Below are 21,250 nucleotides of genomic sequence, written 5' to 3'. Positions count from 1 at the left end.
AAGTCTTAAATTTATAGTTGAGAGCCAATAAAGAAATGTAAACGGATTGGATGGTTATCATCTGAAATACCAGAAGCCACATCAATCCGAATTGGGCCAATTGGTGATGCCCAACGTACCCCCAAACCTACGCTATATTCGGTGTCGTTGCTAAAGTCTTTATCGTAAGCATTACCAAAATCACTAAATACTGCTGCGCGCCACCCCTCTTTAAATTGATAGTTATATTCTAATGAACCAACCGCCAAAGCCTGACCTCCAATTTTAAAGCCTTCAATTTGTGGTGTTAAAGACTTGTAGTCAAAGCCACGTAAAGACTGGTCACCACCAGTAAAATAACGCAAATTATAAGGCACTTTATTAAAATCTTCGGTGTAGATATAACCTAAGTCACTGCGTCCGACAAACTGATGATCGTCATTTTCACCCAATGAATAAATAAAACGCCAACCTGCATTTAGAATGGCTAAATCTGCATCGCTGAGCAGTGATTCACTCCCCAGTTCTATTTTATAAATTTGGCGGAAACCTTTGCTTGGGTTAACACGACGGTTACTGTCGGTACGTGAAACTTCATAGCCAAGCAATAACGATTGTTGCTCGACATCACCATTGGCAATAAAGGCATCAGGCACTTTTTCCAAAAATACAGTGCCATCTTCAGTTAAGCGATCCAGTCGATAACGCAAGCCAAAAGTATGTTGCCAACTGCCCATTGGGTTTTTAATCACACGGTCTACACCTGCAACCGCAGATTCAATCATCAAGCCGCCACCTTGTGCAACATCGTCACGTTCTTCACGCTCATAACCGCCAACCAACGCGACATAATCATTCAAGGGATGGTTATAAGGAATATTATAGCGTCCATCAATGGCTTGACGAATTTGCGAAAGCTCTAAGTTGGCATCGAAAGAGTGACCACGTTTATTGACAATGGCACGGCGATATTGCCCACGCAAACGCACACCTGTGTCAGTTCCGTAACCTGCACCGACTTCGGCACTATTTAAGCGGTCTGCATTTAAAGACACAATCACAGGAATTTTTTTGTCTATGCGTGCTTGCTGTTTTAAGCGTTCTTCTTCTGATTGTTTGTCTTCTTGCTGTGCTTGTAGCATGCGCAGCTTATCGTTGCTCGCACCTTCTTCTGTGCCTGCAAACTCAGCTTCATTCACCACAGATTGCGTCACTTCCTGAGATGACACCACCCGTTTTTGATCGACGACTGTGGCATCGTAAACAGAGAGTTTTTGTTGATCGACCAAAGCCTGAATATCAGGCGGTAATTCCAAAGGATACTCGACAGGATCAGGACGGATCGTATCAACTAAGGTGTAGTTGAAATAACGCGAGTTGGTGAGGTTATTGGCCAAACCATTTACACGCCAAAAAGTATAGTCAGCATTGTCCTGCCAAGTGACCATACTTTGCAGAATATCCATATCCAAAGGGAATTCTTGATTTGGATCGCTCATACGAAATTCAACATTTCCGAGTTTATAACGCTCGCCTGTTTCATAACGTAAATTGATATCGGCTGTATTTTGAGGTTGAGCGACTTTAACGTCATGCAAACGCCAGTAACTGTCAAAATAACCGTTATCTGAAGCGGCATCGGTAATTCGTTTTTTGGTTTGCTCATACAAACCATGATTAAACACATCATCTACTTCTTGATCAGGCAAGACACCAATAACCTGAAATTGTGCCTCGTATTGTCCTTCACCTGTAAATTCAATATTTTGCTGTTTAATCGCCACAGGTGGATTTGGCACAACCTGCACACGCACACGGCTATCACTGAGTTTTTCAAACTTAAACTCGGCATTATAAAAACCCACCGCCTGCGCAGCCTGATTTGACAACGTACGCAGTTGCGGCAATGCCGATGGAAAATCTGCAAAAGACTCCTGGGTAAAACTGGACAGTTTGGCCTTAATATTGGCACTTAACTGATCTACCGCTGTACGATAAGCATCGGGCGATACCTCTCCAATTGAGTTTTGTGTACCATTGGCGCCTTTTGCGGTAATGACTACATCTGCACTAATACGCGGCACTTTGGCTGTATTTAGCTCACGCGGTGGACGGACTTTATACAGTAAACGTCTGAAAAAACCGAGTTTATCGGCATTTTCGACCTGCGTCATCCAGCCCAATTCAGTCATTAAGGTATCGTTAGGATTGGCTTCCACTACAAAATTACTGTCTGCCTGAATATTGGTTATGAGCTGATCGACATTTACAGGCGCTTGATCAATTTGCAGTAGCTCCTGCTGTGTTGCGTCTTGAACCAACGTTTCTGGCACTTGACCATTGCGGTCTAGCATCGCTTCTTGTTTGGCTTGTTCTGCCACCTGAAAAATTTCATTGGCAAGCCCCTGATCTACAGGTGCAATGGGTAAATCTTCTAAGTCTTCAAATTCGATAGGCTGAAATTCAGCAAAAGATGCCCCTGCCTGTTGTTGCTGTTGCAGCATTTCTAGACTATTAAATTCAGGTGTTTGCGCTTGCTCTAAAGCTTCTTCTATTTTTTGTAGATCTTGGGCACTGTCTTTACCTTGTGCTGCTGCCAGTTGTTTAATTTCTGCAGCTAAATTTTGTGCTTCTTCTGCAGTTGGAGTCTGTAGCGGTGCAGGATTTTCAGCAAGCTGAGCGTTTGAATTGGGTACAGTAAGACTTTCTGCAAAACTTGAAGATGCAACTAAACCTAAAAACAGACTTAGTCCGAGCTTTTTCGGCATATTCCAGCATAAAATTGCATGCATACTGGAACACAGTACTGATTTTTTAAAGTTTGTATTTACAAGCATAAAAAACTCTAAACTGATTTAATTTTTATGGAAAAACCCCAATGAACCCGCGTACAAACACCAATTTATTTGATTTTTTCATCAGTGAAAAGACTTGAAACATCATACATGATTTTCTGTACTATTATATCAAGCGGTCACATTTCTTAATAAAACTAAACGAAGTTAATCACGCATGGAAAAAAATGAACATTTGTTGAGGAGTCGTCGCTTTTTGCCGACGTTTCTCACTCAATTTTTTGGCGCACTCAATGATAACGTGTATAAACAAGCGCTGCTTTTAGTCTTTACCTATGGTCTGATTAGCCAGCAATCTGCAAATGTCAGCACCTTGAATAATTTAGCAGCCTTGTTGTTTATTTTGCCGTATTTTATTTTTTCTGCCACCGCAGGACAATTAGCAGACAAGTATGAACGTGCCCAATTGGTGCGTGCCATCAAACTGCTTGAAATTGTCATCATGCTGATTGGTACCGTTGGTTTTATTTTAGGAAATTTGTGGCTATTGCTGATTGCCTTATTTTTAATGGGCGCACAATCGACCTTTTTTGGCCCAATCAAATATGCCATTTTGCCTGAAGTACTCAAACCGCATGAACTGATGTCGGGCAATGCAATTTTCCAGTCAGGTACATCCATTGCAATTTTATTGGGGATGATTTTAGGCGGTGCAGTGATTTCGGTATCTGCAGGCAATTTAGTCTGGATTAGCTTAACTGTGGTGATTATTGCACTAATTGGTTATGCCTCAAGTCGTTTTGTGCTGACGCAGCGCGTCACGGCACCCGACATTCAAATTGACTGGAATTTTTTCCGCACCAGTTTCCAGACTTTAAAATATGCCAAAAGCCTGCCGATGATTTTTCTAATATTATTGGGCAATTCTTGGTATTGGTTTTATGGGGCAACGTATTTAACCCAAATTCCACAGCTCACTCAACAAAACTTGCATGCTTCTGAAAATGTGGTGAGTTTATTACTGACACTCTTTTCTGTCGGTATTGGCGTAGGTTCTTTGCTCTGCCGTAAAATAGGCGGTACCGAGGTCAATATTAAAATGGTGCCTATTGGCGCAGTCGGTTTAACCGTCTTTGCTTTTTATTTGGCAGGCGCATTGGCTTTTGTACCAGAAAAAACAGGTGCGCTATTGGGCTTAGCCGAAGTCTTTCAGCAAGACTGGAGTTATTATCATGTCATGTGCGCAATCACTTTACTCGGCATTAGTGGCGGTTTTTACATTGTACCCTTATATGCCATGATGCAAGCCTATTCCCCTCGCTCGCACCGCGCACGTGTGGTCGCAGCCAACAATATTTTAAATGCGGTATTTATGGTGTCATCTGCCATTTTTTCGATTTTAATTTTAAGCATTTTAAAAATTGATTTAAAAATTTTATTTAGTATTACGGCTGTTTTAAGTGCTGTTTTCACCTTTTGGCTCTTGTTAAAGCTCAAGCCAATGTTAGATACTGCACAGGACTCTTTGGAGGATTAATTTCATGCGTCATTACACAGGCATCGACAAGTTTATTCATTCATTTGACCAAGCCTTACGTAGTTTAGTACCTGGCACAACTTCGGCTCAACGTGAAAACCCGGGCAATACGGTTGAAACCAAATTGGCTGTGAGTGAAGCACGTCATGTTGCAGGCTTAATGCGAGTAAACCATAGTGGTGAAGTCTGTGCACAAGCCTTATATCACGGTCAGGCTTTAACTGCGAAATTGCCCAATGTACGTCGTGAAATGGAACAGGCTGCAATTGAAGAACAAGACCATTTGGCGTGGTGCGAAGACCGCTTAAAAGAGTTAGACAGTCACACCAGTTTGCTTAATCCTGTATGGTATGGCTTGTCTTTTGGGATGGGTGCAATTGCAGGTATTGCGGGCGATAAATACAGTTTGGGTTTTGTGGCAGAAACTGAACGTCAAGTCAGCTTGCATTTAGAACATCATATTAGCCAATTGCCTGAACAAGATGATCGTTCACGTAAAATTCTAGTCCAAATGAATGAAGATGAATTGCATCATCGCGATACGGCGCTCAAAGCAGGTGGTGTAGATTTGCCTGTACCTGTACGTTTGACCATGACTGCGATTTCCAAGCTCATGACCAAGACCAGTTATTATATTTAATGAATTGATAACACTTAAACGCTCACAATTGTGGGCGTTTTTTTATGTCATTGGAATAGAAAACATCTCGATTAAAACGATCAAAAAATAACAGAGAAAGAGCCGATTTTGAGTTATCCCAAGATTTATCCGCAGATTTTGTGGATATTTTTTAAGTGCAAAGCCGTATAAATACAGAAAAATATTGTTTTTGATGGTTTTTCATACAAATATATCAGAAAGATATGACACGGTGATGTTAACCGAAACGAGATCACAGATCACAGATCACAGCCAAAATTTAAAGATGTGTAGTACGAATCTACCCCTTTTATTGGCTGATTTATTCTTCACAACTCACAATTGGGTAGTCATGCTCTGGATGCACAAAAGCCTCATCTTGCCAAATATCCCACATTGGAATTTTAACATCTAAAGCCAGTGGCAGTTTTTTCGGATTGAATTGCATTTGAGCTAAATTTTCACCCCACGCAATAATATCAATATCCAGCGGAATGTCATGCGATGGGCGCACACGCCCTGCTGCAACTTCCAATTCCTTAAGGATGACGTTTAGATGCTCAAAGCTTAAACGGCTTTTTAGCAAACAAGCAGAATTCCAATAGTCTGCACCAATTCCATCACGGCATGGAATCAGATAAATGTGCGAAAAATGCACTTCACCCAATGCAGCAATTTGCTGATAGGCATTTTTAAACTGACGCGGTGCTTCGCAGTTACTCGCCAGAGCGAGGGCAAAAATCGTTTCGGTGGCGTTCAAGACGAATTCCTACAGAATTGGCTTCTGGAATAATGGCAGGTTTGCGAATGGTGATGGTAATGGATTCAATGGCGGCAAAAGTCGTAAAAAGTGCATCCAATACCAATTGTGCGGCATGCTCAATCAATTTGGGCGCAGCCTGCTGAATCACTTGCGCTGAAATGCTGCAAATTTCTGCATAATTGAGCGTGTCTTGCAACTCATCTGAAGCTGCAGCTTGGCTTAAATTGGTGGCAATAATCAAATCCAACATAAGCGGTTGTTGAATCTGACGCTCCCATGCAAAACAGCCGACGACTGTTTCTACCTTTAAGCCTTCAATGATAATTGCATCCATGACCACACTCTATATTTCATTTTAAATCCTTCTATCTCTGTCTATTGAAAGGGATATTTGCCGTATTTTAAAGCCACACTGAACTCATAAAACAAAAGATCAGTGGCTTTAAAATATGCAACCAGAAGGCTTGATTCGCCCAATATGGATAATTAATGCTTTAACAACAAATTCGGATCAATACTTTGTACCATCTGCAGTCGTTGATCGGCATAAATATCGGTATAAGGTGCTAAAACGCGCATGAAACGGTCAAAGTACAACATTTGCTTGAACAGTAAAGCAAAGTCACGTGGGAAACGAATCCCATGACGCTCACCCACAGCAACCATATCAAGCATGATGTCATTTAAATCTGCAGGGTTAGAAGTCAGCAATTCTTGAGGATCAGCCAGCAATACGCCACTAAATAAACGCTCTAAATCTGCTGCCAAAACCTGAGTATCAATTTGCGTGTCAGTCATGCCCATTTTGAGCATATTTTCCGCCATAAGCGTGTAGTTGGTATTTTGCAAGGCATCCATAAAGGCCATACAAGCAGTCCACACTTCAGGATTTAGCTGTCCGACAATACCAAAATCAATAAAGCCGACACGCCCATCTTCAAGCAACATCAGGTTGCCTGCGTGTAAATCGGCATGGAAACTGTTACACATCATCAAACTACCGAACCATGTATTCATGGCAGTAATCAATACTTGCGATGGGTCGTTAGATACTTGTTTCACCACGTCAAAATCGGTCAAAGGTACGCCATACAAACGCTGCATGGTCAATACGCGACGGGTGGAATATTGATGATAGACCTTAGGTGCAGTGGCTTTTTTGTTTTGGGTCAAATTCAGATAATTAATAAAATCATCTAGGTTACGCGCTTCTTCAATAAAGTCGACTTCACGCACCATACGAGTTTTGATTTCTTCGACAATATCGGCCAATGACGCAAATTTGACTTTAGGTACTGCTTTTTCGAGCAGTTTAGTCGCCCAGTGCAAGACGTTTAAATCGGTATAGAGAATAGTTTCTACACCCGGTTTTTGCACTTTAATCACCACATCTTCGCCACTCACCAATTTTGCAGCGTGTACTTGTGCAATAGATGCTGAAGCTAGAGGCTTTTCATCTATTGAGGCAAATATTTCATCTAAATTGCGCCCTGCAAATTCAGATGCCAATACTTGCTGCACATAGCTAAACGGTAAAGTTGGGGTTTGGTCTAAACAACCTTGAAATTCTTCTACATATTCACGTGGGAACAATGACGGCGTACTGGCAATAAACTGCCCAAGTTTAATGTAGGTTGAACCTAAAGATTCAAATGTTTCGCGCATGAGTTTGGCATTACTTGGCTTTTCAGTGGCATATTTAATGCCTGCTTTGGCTGCCACTACGGCAGTTTCACCCATGCGAGCAACTGAACGTAAACCATCTAACCAGATATTATTTTTCATCATGTCTGAGTCATATTAAAGTAGTGTGAGTTTATCAAAAAATTGCCAAGTAAAAAGGCTATCTTGCCTGACAAACTAGACAGTTGTGGTCTTGATCAAACGACAATAAGCGTTGTTTCATGCTTAAACCATCCCAAAGTAATAGCTTTTGTTTCAGCGCGGTGTTGCCTAAACCCAAGTACAATAAGGCATGATGCGCTTGTAAACTGGCCATGACGTTGGGAGTGGTTGCCAATACGCCACTGTCAGCGCAGCGCAAACTTTCATTGGCATGTTGTTCTTTCGGGAACAGACATTCATAGCAAGCAGAGTCACCTTCAACCATAAACATTTGCCCTTGAAAACCAATGGCAGAGGCACTGAGTAAAGGTACATTCAATTGTCGGCAATATTGATTGACCAAATATCGGGTACTGAAATTATCACAACCATCTAAAACTAGGTCTTGTTGGGCAACTAAAGTGCCTGCATTTTGCGCATCTAACAGCGTGGTTAAACAAACAATCTCGATATAAGGATTAATTTGCATTAATCTTTTTGCGAGAATTTCGGCCTTATAAAAGCCTAAATCTGCGGGGGTATAGGCGATTTGTCGTTGCAAATTACTGGTTTCAATCACATCAGCATCAATCAGAGTGATTTTTCCCACGCCTGCACGTGCAAGTAATTCTGCGCTTAAACAGCCAATCCCGCCACACCCCACAACAAGTACGTTGGCCAGTTTTAATTTTTCTTGGGCTTCAATATCCCAGCCATCCAATAAAATTTGTCGGCTATATAGATGCATTTCTGCATCGCTCAATTCCAACTGAGTATCGAATATGCTTTCCAAGAAAATGCCCTATTCTGCAAAACCAAAACGCCAAGTATAACGGGTATTCAAAGCAAACCGCCATGACGGCGGTTGAATTGTTGCGTATTTGAACAGATGGAGATGTGCAACGACTTGCTTAAAAGTGCATCCGCATGCCTACGTTATAAGTAACGCCATCGGCATCGCCTATATATTCATTATAATAGGCAATTCCACCATTCCAGTAACATGCCGTATTCCCGACTTTGTCTGAGGTTGTCCCATCTTTACAGGTGGTATTCGAGGTGCTGTCATATAACCATTTATAACCGGCAGTGGCGTAAATCGAGAAATCAGGAACAAAGTTCAAACCGACTTCTACGCCCACAGGTAAAGTGACAAAATTGACATCATTGGCAAGCAGCTTTGAACTTGCGCCGCTATAACCTAGACCTGCGTATGTATTGAAATAAAAACCATGATAGCTGATCAGGTTTAAATTCCCGCCCATATTGAATTCATAATAATCCAAATCGTATTCATTGTTTTTTAAGAATTCCAATCTGCCATAAAAACCTGAGCGATGTGGCGTGGTGGAAACACCCAAAGCAAAACCATCTAGTTCTACTGTATCGCCACTGTCAAAATCTGCTTCAAAATTGGCGTATTCGGCAAAGACTGCATAATTTTTTTGTGGCGTTTTTGCTGCTGGATAGCTGGAATAGGCTGTACTTTCAGCAGTTGGCGCTGGGTTCCAGTTTTGTGCATAACTGCCAGAGGCACACAACAGTAAAGCTGCGCCCATCCATATCGACTTCGTAAATATCCGCTTTGACGGCTGCGTGAAATTTAAATGAGCTGTTACCATGATGTTCTCCCCCAATATGTATTGCGCTGCCTACATGCTTTTATCGTAATCGAAGTACATGCAGCCTTGTTCATTGTGTCAGCATAAAGTTGAAAATATCACATCACCAATATGATGCACACATTTTCTATCGATTGAGTTCGTGCTTGCATAATCGGGTGGTTTAAATAAAGAATACAGATTTAAAAAAACGCCAATCTGTATGAATGGCGTTTTTCTTATGGCGCAATAATTAACAGGGCCTATTGGCTGAATTTAGCTCACTTTTTTAAAAGCATTTTGTTTTGCAATTTCTTGTTGCTTCAATAAATTACGCTGAATTTTTCCACTGGATGTTTTAGGCAAACTGCTGACAAATTCAATTTCTTTAGGATAGGCATGTTTCGATAAGCGTGAACGCACATACTGTTGCAGCTTTTCCTGCAATGCAGTGCTTGGTTGATATTGATTTTTTAACACCACAAAGGCTTTTACCACTTCTGTACGCTCTGGGTCTGGCTTACCAATTACTGCGGATTCAAGCACTTCCTCACATTCAAGCAAAGTACTTTCTACATCAAAAGGCCCGACACGATAACCCGAAGTTGTAATGACATCGTCTGCACGACCAATAAAATCAATCCCACCAAATTCATTTAAACGTACCGTATCACCCGTTAAATAATACTGTCCCACAAATGATTTACGGTCATCCCCATCGTAACCTTTGAACCACATTAAAGGCGATTGTGATTCATCCAGTGCAAGTGTGCCAATTTCGCCGTGAGCGACTTCCTGATGCTGTGCATTTAAAACCGCGAAACGATGTCCGGGAATAGCATAACCCGCAGAACCTACTTTTTTCTGATGTTCCAGTGCATGATGATTGGCAATCACCATCCCCAATTCGGTTTGTCCATATTGATCATAAATATTGACTTGTAAATCATGCTTAAACCAATGAATCACTTCTGGTGTGAGCGGCTCGCCTGCACTGCTAACCACACGCAGATGTCGTTGAATATCACCATCAAACTTTTCTTTAAAACCAAAGAACATTCTAAATGCGGTTGGTGAACCTGTTAAATTACTCACCTGATATTTACGGATAATTTCCAGTGCATGATCAACACTAAATGGACGTTCATCCATAATAATGCTATGCCCCAAACTCAGTGGCCCTGTAATACCGTAATACAAGCCATAAGCCCAACCAGGGTCGGCTAAATTCCAAAATGAATCTTCTGCTCTTAAATCGACTGCATGCTGCATATAACCTTTAAATGCCACAATGGCTTTTAAAGGCACAGGTACAGATTTAGCTAAACCCGTAGTGCCTGATGTAAACATCATCAGAAAATCATCTTCAAAACTGCGATACACGGTTTCAAAGTAAGTGTCTTGAGTGCTTAGAACTTGCCAAAAATCTGTATCATGGTTTTGAGCTTGATTTGCTGCGTCCACAGTTAAAATTTTCACATTAGACAAGGCATTTAGTTTTGGACGCTGCTCAGTATTGGTCACAATGAGCTGCGCCTTTGCAGTTTGAATACGGTGCTCAATCGCTTTAGATTCAAAGGCTGTAAATAAAGGCTGATACACTGCCCCAATGCGCCATGTGGCAAAAACCGTAATTAACAATTCAGGCGTACGCGGCAATAATCCTGCAATACAATCACCTGCTTTTAAGCCCAGTTGAGTAAAATAATTTGCCAATTTTCCAGATGCTTCTGCCAGTTGATCAAATGTCCACGATGCAGTTTGACCGTGTTTGCCTTCCCAAATTAAGGCAGTTTGTTGAGTACCCGTATAGCGTCCGCAACATTCTTCATAGGCATTAAGTGCCGTTGGCGTTCCTGCCAATTGGGTTTGAATGAGCCGCTCTAGGTCAAAAGCCTGATATGCATCTTGCAAAGTTTTCATTCTTTTAAGCTCCGTCTTAAACTGATGACACTGCAATTCATTTGCAGCAATATGCGTTATTGTTTTAACCGTTTTTACAAGTTAGGATTGAATCGCTCTTTAAAATTTAAATTAGGTTTGCTGTGTTGAAGTCGATCATGCAACGCAATCACGACATGATCTTCGCGTATTTTTCAATCAAGTTAGCTAAACATGATTTGAACATTTTCTCAATTTCCATATCCTGCAATAACCTTGCAAGCTTTGGACACCGACTAAAGTTTTAGATACTCAGCTTTAACGCTTAGTCACTTCACGTGCAATCACCAAACGCTGAATATCGGATGCACCTTCATAAATTTGGCTAACGCGCACATCGCGGTAAATACGTTCAACTGGGAAATCAGATACATAGCCATAGCCCCCATGTATTTGAATCGCATCTGAACACACACGCTCTGCCATGGTTGAAGCAAAAAGCTTGGCCATAGATGCTTCTTTTAAACACGGTAAGCCTGCATCTTTGAGGCTTGCGGCATGTAGAATAAGCTGTCGTGCAGCTTCAATCTGTGTTGCCATATCTGCCAAGCGAAACGCGACTGCCTGATGTTGCACAATTTCAACTCCAAAAGCTTTACGCTCATTGGCATAGTCCACGGCTGCATCTAAAGCTGCTCGCGCCATACCCACCGATTGCGCGGCAATACCAATACGCCCCGACTCTAAATTAGAGAGTGCAATTTTGTAGCCTTCACCTTCTTGCCCCAATAGGTTTTCTGCAGGAATACGGCAGTTTTCCAACACGATGGTGGCGGTATCGGAACAGTGCTGTCCCATTTTGTCTTCTAAACGTGCCACGATATAACCTGGTGTGTTCGTCGGGACTAAAAAGCAGGAAATGCCTTTTTTACCCGCAGTTTTGTCCGTTACAGCAAAAACTAAAGCAACATCTGCATATTTGCCTGTGGTGATAAACTGCTTGGTGCCATTTAAAACCCAATCCTCGCCATCTTTTTCAGCTTTACATTCAATCGCGCTGGCATCAGAGCCGACTTGTGGTTCAGTTAAACAAAAGCAGCCTAACCATTCGCCTGTTGCCAGTTTAGTTAAATATTTTTGTTTTTGCGCCTCTGTGCCGTAGCGTTGTGTAATTCCGCATGGCAATGAGTTTTGCACACTCACAATCGTTGAAACTGCACCATCACCCGCAGCAATTTCTTCTAAGGCTAAAACGAGAGATACATAATCTAAACCTGCACCGCCCCATTCTTCTGCAACGGTCATGCCCAAAGCACCTAGCTCACCTAGTTCCTTTAACTCCTTTGCAGGGAATTCAGCAGTTTTATCACGTGCTGCTGCAGTTGGCTTAAGCTTTTCCTGTGCATAACTGCGCAGCATATCCTGAATCATTTTTTGTTCATGGCTTAAAATCATGGTGACCCTCTGTGTATATGGTAGATGTTGTTTTTGTCAGAAATGCGCGCAACATCCTTGTGCTGTATTGCAACGATTTTTTAGTATCCAGTTTTTCAATACTTGAATTTTTGCTTAGGCTATTTTATGGAGATAGCATCGTCATAACTTATTTCGGTTGCATACGAATTGCGCCATCCAAACGAATCACTTCACCGTTTAAATAACCATTTTCAAAAATATGACCCACCAATTGCGCAAATTCTTCAGGCTTTGCCAAACGTGGTGGAAATGGCACCATTTGCCCTAAAGCATCTTGCACATGCTGTGGAAATGCTTTCAGCATCGGGGTTTCCATAATACCAGGGGCAATCGTCATCACCCGAATGGCTTCACGTGCCAATTCACGTGCCAAAGGCAGCGTCATCCCCACAATTGCACCTTTCGATGCAGAATACGCACTTTGTCCAATCTGCCCATCAAATGCTGCAACCGAAGCAGTATTCACAATCACGCCACGTTCTTCTTCATTGGCGGCTAAGTCATATTTCACCATCAGTTGTGCCGCAAAACGAATCATATTAAAACTGCCCGTGACATTAATATTCAGCACTTTTTGGAACATCGCCAAATCATGCAAACCATCACGTCCCAAGACTTTGGCAGACGGTGCGATGCCTGCACAATTCACCAAACCATTTAACTGTCCGTATTTTTGCTCAATATGGTTAAAAAGCTGCTGTACTTGGTTTTCATCGGTCACGTCTACAGCTACGAAGTCTGCATTTTCGCCCAATTGCTGTTGAAGCTGCTGCCCAAGTTCTTGATTCATATCAACCAAAATAACTTTTGCACCTTGCGCAACTAAATGTTGTGCAGTCGCAGCGCCTAAACCCGATGCACCACCCGTGACCACACAGACTTTTCCTTGAATTTTCATTTTATTTTCCTTATAAATTTTCAGGTTGATACAACTTAAGAAACAGATTAATCACACTCAAGCTAGAGTACAATTACCAAACCCTGCATCGACTATGATGTATTTGAACACTCAACTTGTAAATGGAATACCACGCCATCCCATGAATGCAACTCAGCTCACTTACAGCAAAGGTACAATTTCAATTGCTTTAGTCCATGAAGCTTTGCATACTGCACAGCAACGCGGTATGGATACGCATGCGATTTTGCAGACGGCGGGTATTCCTGCAGAGCTGTTACATTCCAACAAAGCGAGGGTGTCAATTCTGCAATATGGTCAATTGTGGATTGCACTGGCAGATGCCATGAACGATGAATTTTTTGGCATGGACAGCCATGCTATGCGTCGTGGCAGTTATCAACTCTTGTCTAAATGGGTGTACCAAGCAGAGCATTTAAAGGCCGCATTACAGGACATTTTAAATTTCTTTAATTTAATACTGGATGATTTTTCAGGTGAATTAAACGTAGATGGTGAATATGCAATCTTAACCATTCACGATAAAGATCAAGTGAAACCGATGTTTAGTTATGCCACTTATTTAATGCTGATTCATGGCTTGATGTGCTGGCTGACAGGACAACGTATCGCTATTTTAAACATGCAACTCAAATGTGCTGCTCCGCAGGATGATGCTGATTATCGTGTCCGTTTCTGTGACCAAATTGAATATGCGTGTACAACGCATAAGATTTATTTTGAGGCAAAACATCTTGATTTAAACATCAAGCAGGATAAAAAAAGCTGGAAACGCTTTTTAAAACAAACGCCTTTTAATCTTTTAGTGCGTTATAAAAACCCACATGCGCTGAGTCATAAAATTCGTAAACAATTAATGCGATTGCCGCCGAGTGAATGGTTAGAGCTGAACGAATTAACCCAGCATTTCAATATGTCTGAAGCGACGTTCCAACGGCGTTTAAAGCAGGAAGGCACTAGCTATCAGCAATTAAAAAATGAAATCCGTCGAGATACGGCAATCGAATTGTTGAGCAAAACCCAACAATCACTTCAAGAGATTAGCGATCAATTAAATTTCCATGATCCTAGTGCTTTTCATCGTGCCTTTAAAAAATGGACAGGGGTCAATCCTGGGGCATATCGACAATATACTGAAAGCACATAACTGAACGCTCATAATTGCGTGACTTATCACCTACTACTCAGCCACTATCTTGTATATTTTACAAACAACTTAATTATAAAAGAAAACTCAAAGCTGTGATTTCAAGGTTTAGCAGTGAACTGGTCGTTCATCGGCACAGCATTGTCAAAGTATTAAATTTAGTTTACTTTTCAATCAATTTAAAGCATAAATTTTATGCAATTCGGCTGTCATACTCCCCCTGTAATATTAAATGTACGAGCATCTTTGGAGGTTTCCCCATGCTTAAGATGATGGATGTACTTGAACACAATCTAGTTCAAAATTTCTCTCACTCCCTCAACCAAGCTTCTGACCAATTAGATGAATTACTCAATCAAAGTATTCTAAATACCTCAGAAGAGCAGTTACGTAATGTCATGTCTGCGTTTTTCAAACGTGAAGATGCACTTGAAGCAGCGCAAGCCCTAGATATTTGCCAAGAAGATTTACAATCTTTGCAAGCGGGTTTGGCTCTCAAAGATGAACACCTGTGCGATACCGCTAAAATTGTTGCGCTATGTTTGGCTTTAGAAACAGACAGTTTGGCACAAGTTGAAATTCCTGACTGTTTGCAAGATTACCCGATGTAAACTAAAACTTCGGGTATTCATTTGCTGAAAGTATTTAAAAAGTGATGTCTTCATGGCATCACTTTTTTATTGGCTGTTGCAATAATAAATAAGAAAAATTGACTTTAAGCCGCTTGCTGCTTTTTGAATCAAAAGCTAGCTATCATCTTGCCAAGCGTTGTTTGTCTATGAAACACTAAGGACAGCTTCAAGGATGCATCAAGATGATTATTCGCAATAAAAACAACAGTTTTACCCTACTGTTTGCATGGTATGGGACAATTTTACCCACGGTCTTACCTGCACTTGCAATTGTGGTCTTCCTTTCTACGGTCTTAGTGTATTTGTCTTCTCACCACTTTTTTCAAGTGCCGAGCGTACCAGCCATTGGCTTTACCATTTTCGGTATTATTTTGTCTATTTTCCTCAGTTTTAGAAATAACGCCAGTTATGAACGTTGGTGGGAAGGTCGAAAATTGTGGGGGACGTTAATTGCAACATCACGGCATATTTCACGTGACTCATACGTACTGCCAGATCAACAGCGTCGGGTCTTGATGTATCGGGTCATGTTGTTTAGTAATTTATTGCGTAACCGTTTACGCAATCAAAACCAACCTATCGATTTTTATCAAAACAAAGTCAACCTCACATCTGCAGATTATGAAGCATTATTTCCGCATATTAATGCCGCACAGTTTATTTTAGAAAGCATTCAAAAAGAGTTAGTCAGCGCACTGAAAACAGGTGAAATTTCCGATATTATTTATCAAGGCTTGAATCAACATATTGTTGAATTGGGTAATGTGCAAGCAGGTTGCGATCGAATTCTCAGCACACCCTTGCCTTTTTCTTATTCAGTCTTGTTGCACCGCACTGTGTATTGCTTCTGCTTTATTCTGCCTTTTAGTTTAGAAGCAAGTTTAGGAATCTGGACACCAATTTTGGTGGGTTTAATTGCCTATTTATTCTTAGGTTTAGATGCTCTCAGCGAACAACTTGAAGAACCTTTTGGCCTGCAAGACAATGATTTACCGCTCAACTCCATGGTGCGATTAATTGAACGGGAAATGCTGAGTTCACTTGGCGAAGAACTGCCACCTGCAATTTTGGCAGTGAAAGGCAACCTAAGCTGACATCAGTTGAGTTGAGGCTCATAAATTGGTCTTGCACTTAAACTTTGCTAATCATTCGTCTATGTTTGCAAGCTGATAAATAGATCTCACAAGATTTTTAACTGATATAACACATCAGCCAGCAAGCCATTGTGCTAAAGTCACCCGATCATTGCCTGCATAATCTTTGACTGTACGAATGTCAGAAAAACCGTGTTCTGCAAAAATCGCTTGCACTGCTAAAGCTTGGTCATAGCCATGCTCTAGTGCAATCCATCCATTTGCTTTCAGCCAGTGCTTACCCTGCGAAATAATCTGCAGAATATCTGCCAAACCCTGATCTGCTGCCACCAATGCACGTTCAGGCTCTGCTGCCAAAGCAGACATGTGTGCATCATTAGCATCTATATACGGCGGATTAGATACAATTAAATCAAAACGTGGCTCGGCTGCTGAACCCAATGCCTCAAACCATGCACCACAGGCAAATTGCACCTGATTTAAAGCATGCTTGCTTGCATTTTCTTGAGCAACTGCAAGTGTTGGCAGGTAAATATCGGTTGCGGTTACCTGCCAATCTGGACGTTCAGATGCTAAAGCCAAAGCAATCGCCCCTGTACCTGTGCCTAAATCGACAATTACAGCATCACGTTGTAATGACAAAGCCAACACAGTTTCGACCAAAACCTCGGTATCAGGACGTGGCACCAAAGTATCGTGCGTGACTTTTAAATCCAGTGTCCAAAATGGCTGTGAACCTGTGATATACGCCAAAGGCTCGCCTGCTGCTATACGTGCCAAAGCCTGCACATACATCTGCTCTTGCGCGGCACTCAATTCCTGATCTGCACGATATTTTAATTCAAGCGCACTGAGTCCTAAAAAATGCTCTAACAACCAAATATTTTCTTGACGCTCATAGCTATCGACTTCACCACGTAGCGCCAAGGCTTGTGCAATATTCATTAACCACCGTTTTGCTGAGCAAGCATCGCCAACTGATCTGCCTGATATTCACGATGCAGACTATCTAGTAGTTCAGTTAAATCACCTTCCATCACCGCATCCAACTTATATAAAGTCAGGTTAATACGATGATCTGTCATACGTCCTTGCGGATAGTTATAGGTACGAATACGCTCAGAACGGTCACCCGAACCCACCAAATCACGACGCATTTCTGAAGTTGCTGCATCTGCTGCAGCACGTTTGGCATTTTCCAAACGTGATGCCAACAACGCCATCGCTTTCGCTTTGTTTTTATGCTGTGAACGCTCTTCCTGACATTCCACCACAGTACCCGTCGGAATGTGGGTTATACGCACGGCAGAGTCGGTTTTGTTAACGTGCTGACCACCCGCACCCGAAGCACGATAGGTATCGATACGCAAATCGGCAGGGTTAATATCTACCGTGGTGTCTACATCTACTTCAGGTAAAATTGCCACAGTACACGCTGATGTATGCACACGACCTTGCGATTCAGTCGCAGGAACACGTTGCACACGATGCGCACCACTTTCAAACTTCAAACGGCCATACACGCCTTCGCCATTCACCAAGCAAATGACTTCTTTATATCCGCCGTGTTCACCTTCATTTTCAGATAAAATTTCGATTCTCCAGCCCTGACTTTCGGCATATTTGCTATACATGCGGAATAAGTCACCCGAGAAAATCGCGGCTTCATCGCCACCTGTCCCTGCGCGAATCTCCAAATAAGCCGAGTTGGCATCATTCGGGTCTTTTGGAATCATTAAAATATTTAAGTCAGCTTCAAGTTGCTGAATCAGCGCTTTATTGTCTTTAATTTCTTCTTGCGCCATTTCCTTAAAGTCAGGATCAGACAACATTGCTTCGGCTGTTTCAATATCGGCTTCGGCTTGTGTGTATTGTGACCACACTGCCGTAATTTCGTCTAAATCACTGTGTTCACGTGATAATTGACGAAAACGCTTGTTATCTGAAATCACTTCAACATCTGCCAACAAAGCAGTCAATTCTTCATGGCGGTCAGAAAGCTGATCTAATCGTAAACGTAACGATTCTTTCATTGTTTAAAAAATCTCAATGCAAAGGCTGTTACATGCAACACGCAGCACAGCGAAATAAAAAATTGCGCATAGTTTACCGATTCTACCACCCAAATAACATCATTATTAAGTCTGTACGATGTTTGAAATGCCTATCTGCAGATGTTCTAGCAGTATTTCTGCTTAATGATGCTGTGCATTGCGGTGAATGTACAACTCACCAAGTACCGCAATTAGCATCCGCATTTGGACATTTTTTTAGCAGTTTTAATCAAACTCATACAAAGCCCACACCAAAGAACACCAATCTCGTCTGCACTCTCCACATTTTAAAAGCGGCGCTTTGTTAAATTGAGCCCATCAAAATTGATCATAAATAAGTCCTGTAAATGGACATGGAGTTCAACATGAAACTTAATGCAATGTTAATGACAGCAGCTTTAGCCACAGCTTCAATGCTCAGTGCCAACGTTTATGCAGACAATACTACGCGCGTTGCCGCAGCCAGTGCTTTAGGCAGTGTTGCAGGTACAGCTATTGGTAAAAATATGGGTGGTACTACGGGTGCAACACTAGGCGCTGCCTTAGGCGGTGCTGGTGGTGCAGCCTGGCGAGTGATAAGCGTCATCGTACTGAATCTGCAATTGGTGGTGCTTTGGGTGGTGGTGCGGGTTATACCGTAGGTAAAAATATGGGCGGTACCAATGGTGGTTATATTGGTTCAGCTTTAGGTGCAGCAGGTGGTGCAGCACTCGGCAATAAAATCTCGAAAGATAAAGAATATGACCGCTATCAAGAACGTAAATGGAAGAAAAAACGCAACCGTCGTTAATCTTGAACGATAGGCATAGAGCAGTAAAAAAGCATCAACACAGGTTTGATGCTTTTTTATAGGATTAATTTTTCTTCATATATCAGTTCAAAAAAACGACCATAATCAATATGAAGAAATTTAGCAGTGCAATTACAAAGTCTTTACCAAACTTTGCAGATTTACCTCATTGCCCTTCACGATCTTTGCCATCTGTTTCTATATCTTCATTACAAAACATATTAATCAATATTTGGAGCATCCGCATGAAACTTAATCGTATTTTATTGGGTAGCGTTATCGCAAGTTCTGCCTTGCTTATGAGTACTGCGCATGCAAACGATACACGTGTTGCCGTAAGTTCTGCCTTGGGTGGTGCTGTCGGAGCAGCAATTGGTCAACAAATGGGTGGACAAACAGGCGCGATGATTGGTTCAGCCATTGGTGGTGCGGGCGGTGCTGCAGCTTCTGCCAATAAACGTGACCGTAACGGTGCCATGATTGGTGCTGCCTTGGGCGGTGCAGGTGGATATAGCGTTGGTCGCAATATGGCAGGCAACAATGGTGGCTATGTCGGTGCAGGACTCGGTTCTGCAGGTGGTGCAGTATTAGGTCAAAAAGTTAGCGAAGACCGTCGAGATGACCGCTATGACAACAAACGCTACGATGATCGTTATGACCGCCGCTATGATAGCCGTGGCTATCGCTACAATGACTACCGTTATAATGACCGTTACCGCAAAGACAATGGCTTACATTTAGGTCACTATAAAAATGGTAAACGTCGTTAATTTCTCACGATACTTCTAACTTCTTCAGCACCTTCGGGTGCTTTTTGTTTGCTGACTACTTGCTTGGATAAATGTTTTTTTATAAAGCGTGCTTTTTGGATGAATGTCGCGCGTTGTTAAATGGCAATATCTCATGACTCGCCCATATATCGAAAATTTTCGATATACAAAATCAGTGCAGCATCGTATGATAAAACTCTCTTTAATCAAGCTGGAATAAATGATGCGTTCCCTGCAAGATACAAAATTTGCCATTCTTGAACTCGCACCTGTACGTGATGATCAATCAGTACAGTTTTCACTGCATCATGCACTTGAATTAGCACGACACGCAGAACAACTCGGCTATGACCGTTTGTGGTTGGCGGAACATCATAATATGGATGGCATTGCCAGCTCAGCAACCGCAGTTCTTTTGGGTTATTTATTAGCAAATACGCAAAAAATTAAACTCGGTTCTGGCGGTATTATGCTCCCCAACCACGCACCGTTAGTGGTCGCTGAACAGTTTGGAACTTTAGCGACTTTATATCCTAACCGTATTGAACTCGGTTTAGGTCGCGCACCAGGCACAGATCAAGTGACCATGCGTGCGCTGCGTCGTGGGCGACAGGAAACTGAAGATCAATTTCCGCAAGATGTTTTAGAAATTTTGCATTACTTTAAAGATGCTGAACCACAACAACGTATTGTTGCTACGCCAGGACAAGGGACACACGTTCCTGTATGGTTGCTTGGTTCAAGTTTATTTAGCGCACAACTTGCTGCAAAATTAGGACTACCCTACTCATTTGCCTCACACTTCGCCCCGCGTATGCTTGCTCAAGCCATTCAGTTATATCGTGACAATTTTGAGCCTTCAGAATATTTAGAGCGGCCTTATGTGTCTATGGGTGTGCCAACAGTGGTTGCAGATACCGACCAAGAAGCAGAATTTTTGGCGACTAGTGCCTATCAGCGTGTTTTAGGTTTAATGCGTGGACAAAGCCTAAAACTCAAAGCTCCAGTCGAAAGTATGGATGGCTTATGGTCACCTGCAGAAAAAATGTCAGTTGATAGTTTTTATGCCATGGCGCAAATTGGCTCAAAGGCGACTGTCAAAGCAGGATTGGAAAACTTATTGGCGAAGTATGATGTCGATGAGTTTATTTTTACCTGTGACATCTATGACACAGAAAAACGCTTACATAACTTTGATTTGCTCATGCAAATGAAGTTAGATAACCTGAGTTCGATATAAAAAAAGAGTAGAAAAAAAGCCCTGTATTTGTAACATATTGGTTCTCAAGACAAAATGTTATAAAACAAGGCTTTTCAATGGATCATATTACCGAATTATTTTGTATTT

At 41.8% G+C, this 21,250-nt stretch carries 18 protein-coding genes and 1 pseudogene; 8 read left to right on the top strand and 11 right to left on the bottom strand.

Going from position 1 to position 21,250, the window contains the following annotated elements:
- Positions 1–11: 11 nt before the first annotated feature.
- Positions 12–2,816: an autotransporter assembly complex family protein gene (locus HX743_RS05015; protein ID WP_178318663.1), complete on the bottom strand. Its 2,805-nt coding sequence runs from the start codon at positions 2,814–2,816 to the stop codon at positions 12–14.
- A 175-nt stretch (positions 2,817–2,991) separates the two neighbouring features.
- On the opposite strand from HX743_RS05015, the gene HX743_RS05010 reads away from it, so the two are divergent.
- Both HX743_RS05010 and coq7 read left to right on the top strand, forming a co-directional pair.
- Positions 2,992–4,311: an MFS transporter gene (locus HX743_RS05010; RefSeq protein ID WP_178318662.1), complete on the top strand. Its 1,320-nt coding sequence runs from the start codon at positions 2,992–2,994 to the stop codon at positions 4,309–4,311.
- A 4-nt stretch (positions 4,312–4,315) separates the two neighbouring features.
- Positions 4,316–4,951 (top strand): 2-polyprenyl-3-methyl-6-methoxy-1,4-benzoquinone monooxygenase, encoded by a 636-nt coding sequence (coq7, locus tag HX743_RS05005; RefSeq protein ID WP_004973212.1) that lies wholly within the window; start codon positions 4,316–4,318, stop codon positions 4,949–4,951.
- A gap of 322 nt (positions 4,952–5,273) precedes the next feature.
- On the opposite strand, the gene HX743_RS05000 is transcribed toward coq7, so the two are convergent.
- The 8 genes from HX743_RS05000 to HX743_RS04965 form a co-directional block, all read right to left on the bottom strand.
- Positions 5,274–5,711 carry a 2-amino-4-hydroxy-6-hydroxymethyldihydropteridine diphosphokinase gene (locus HX743_RS05000; protein WP_178318661.1) on the bottom strand — a complete coding sequence of 146 codons (438 nt, stop codon included), beginning with the start codon at positions 5,709–5,711 and terminating at the stop codon, positions 5,274–5,276.
- Complete coding sequence (gene folB, locus HX743_RS04995) at positions 5,668–6,048, bottom strand: dihydroneopterin aldolase (RefSeq protein WP_004973210.1); 381 nt, start codon at positions 6,046–6,048, stop codon at positions 5,668–5,670. The genes HX743_RS05000 and folB overlap by 44 nt, the downstream gene beginning before the upstream one ends.
- 152 nt (positions 6,049–6,200) lie before the next feature.
- On the bottom strand, positions 6,201–7,499 hold the full coding sequence (locus tag HX743_RS04990; RefSeq protein ID WP_096900942.1) for an AarF/ABC1/UbiB kinase family protein: 1,299 nt from the start codon (positions 7,497–7,499) through the stop codon (positions 6,201–6,203).
- Positions 7,500–7,557: 58 nt separating this feature from the next.
- Positions 7,558–8,286 carry a HesA/MoeB/ThiF family protein gene (locus HX743_RS04985; RefSeq protein ID WP_136144394.1) on the bottom strand — a complete coding sequence of 243 codons (729 nt, stop codon included), beginning with the start codon at positions 8,284–8,286 and terminating at the stop codon, positions 7,558–7,560.
- Between the two features lie 163 nt (positions 8,287–8,449).
- Positions 8,450–9,160: a hypothetical protein gene (locus HX743_RS04980; protein WP_004973205.1), complete on the bottom strand. Its 711-nt coding sequence runs from the start codon at positions 9,158–9,160 to the stop codon at positions 8,450–8,452.
- 255 nt (positions 9,161–9,415) lie between these two features.
- Positions 9,416–11,062, bottom strand: a complete 1,647-nt coding sequence (locus tag HX743_RS04975) for an AMP-binding protein (RefSeq protein ID WP_178318660.1) — start codon at positions 11,060–11,062, stop codon at positions 9,416–9,418.
- Positions 11,063–11,338: 276 nt separating this feature from the next.
- Positions 11,339–12,475: an acyl-CoA dehydrogenase family protein gene (locus tag HX743_RS04970; protein ID WP_178318659.1), complete on the bottom strand. Its 1,137-nt coding sequence runs from the start codon at positions 12,473–12,475 to the stop codon at positions 11,339–11,341.
- A 148-nt stretch (positions 12,476–12,623) separates the two neighbouring features.
- Complete coding sequence (locus tag HX743_RS04965; protein ID WP_178318658.1) at positions 12,624–13,394, bottom strand: 3-hydroxyacyl-CoA dehydrogenase; 771 nt, start codon at positions 13,392–13,394, stop codon at positions 12,624–12,626.
- Positions 13,395–13,536: 142 nt separating this feature from the next.
- Here HX743_RS04965 and HX743_RS04960 point away from each other — a divergent pair, with 142 nt between their 5' ends.
- From HX743_RS04960 to HX743_RS04950, 3 genes are all read left to right on the top strand, one after another.
- Positions 13,537–14,562, top strand: a complete 1,026-nt coding sequence (locus HX743_RS04960; protein ID WP_178318657.1) for an AraC family transcriptional regulator — start codon at positions 13,537–13,539, stop codon at positions 14,560–14,562.
- A gap of 260 nt (positions 14,563–14,822) precedes the next feature.
- Complete coding sequence (locus tag HX743_RS04955; protein WP_104852119.1) at positions 14,823–15,173, top strand: hypothetical protein; 351 nt, start codon at positions 14,823–14,825, stop codon at positions 15,171–15,173.
- A gap of 203 nt (positions 15,174–15,376) precedes the next feature.
- Entirely contained in the window at positions 15,377–16,288 is a 912-nt protein-coding gene (locus tag HX743_RS04950) for a bestrophin family protein (protein ID WP_004973196.1), read from the top strand.
- A gap of 114 nt (positions 16,289–16,402) precedes the next feature.
- Here the strand turns inward: HX743_RS04950 and prmC are convergent, their stop codons facing one another.
- Complete coding sequence (gene prmC / locus HX743_RS04945) at positions 16,403–17,233, bottom strand: peptide chain release factor N(5)-glutamine methyltransferase (RefSeq protein ID WP_131260809.1); 831 nt, start codon at positions 17,231–17,233, stop codon at positions 16,403–16,405.
- Positions 17,233–18,321, bottom strand: a complete 1,089-nt coding sequence (gene prfA, locus HX743_RS04940) for a peptide chain release factor 1 (RefSeq protein WP_004973192.1) — start codon at positions 18,319–18,321, stop codon at positions 17,233–17,235. Before prfA ends, prmC begins: the two co-directional genes overlap by 1 nt.
- Positions 18,322–18,707: 386 nt before the next feature.
- Between prfA and HX743_RS04935 the strand changes: the two are divergent.
- The 3 genes and pseudogenes from HX743_RS04935 (at position 18,708) to HX743_RS04925 (ending at position 21,142) form a co-directional block, all read left to right on the top strand.
- Positions 18,708–19,132: pseudogene (locus HX743_RS04935) on the top strand (glycine zipper 2TM domain-containing protein).
- A 245-nt stretch (positions 19,133–19,377) separates the two neighbouring features.
- Complete coding sequence (locus HX743_RS04930) at positions 19,378–19,902, top strand: hypothetical protein (protein ID WP_104852121.1); 525 nt, start codon at positions 19,378–19,380, stop codon at positions 19,900–19,902.
- Positions 19,903–20,125: 223 nt separating this feature from the next.
- Entirely contained in the window at positions 20,126–21,142 is a 1,017-nt protein-coding gene (locus HX743_RS04925; protein ID WP_178318702.1) for an LLM class flavin-dependent oxidoreductase, read from the top strand.
- Positions 21,143–21,250 lie beyond the last annotated feature (108 nt).

Source organism: Acinetobacter sp. Swhac1 (assembly GCF_013390985.1).
Taxonomy (GTDB): Bacteria; Pseudomonadota; Gammaproteobacteria; order Pseudomonadales; family Moraxellaceae; genus Acinetobacter; species Acinetobacter towneri.
The sequence above is the reverse complement of the archived record's forward strand: the minus strand, read 5'-3'. Positions and strand labels throughout refer to the sequence as shown.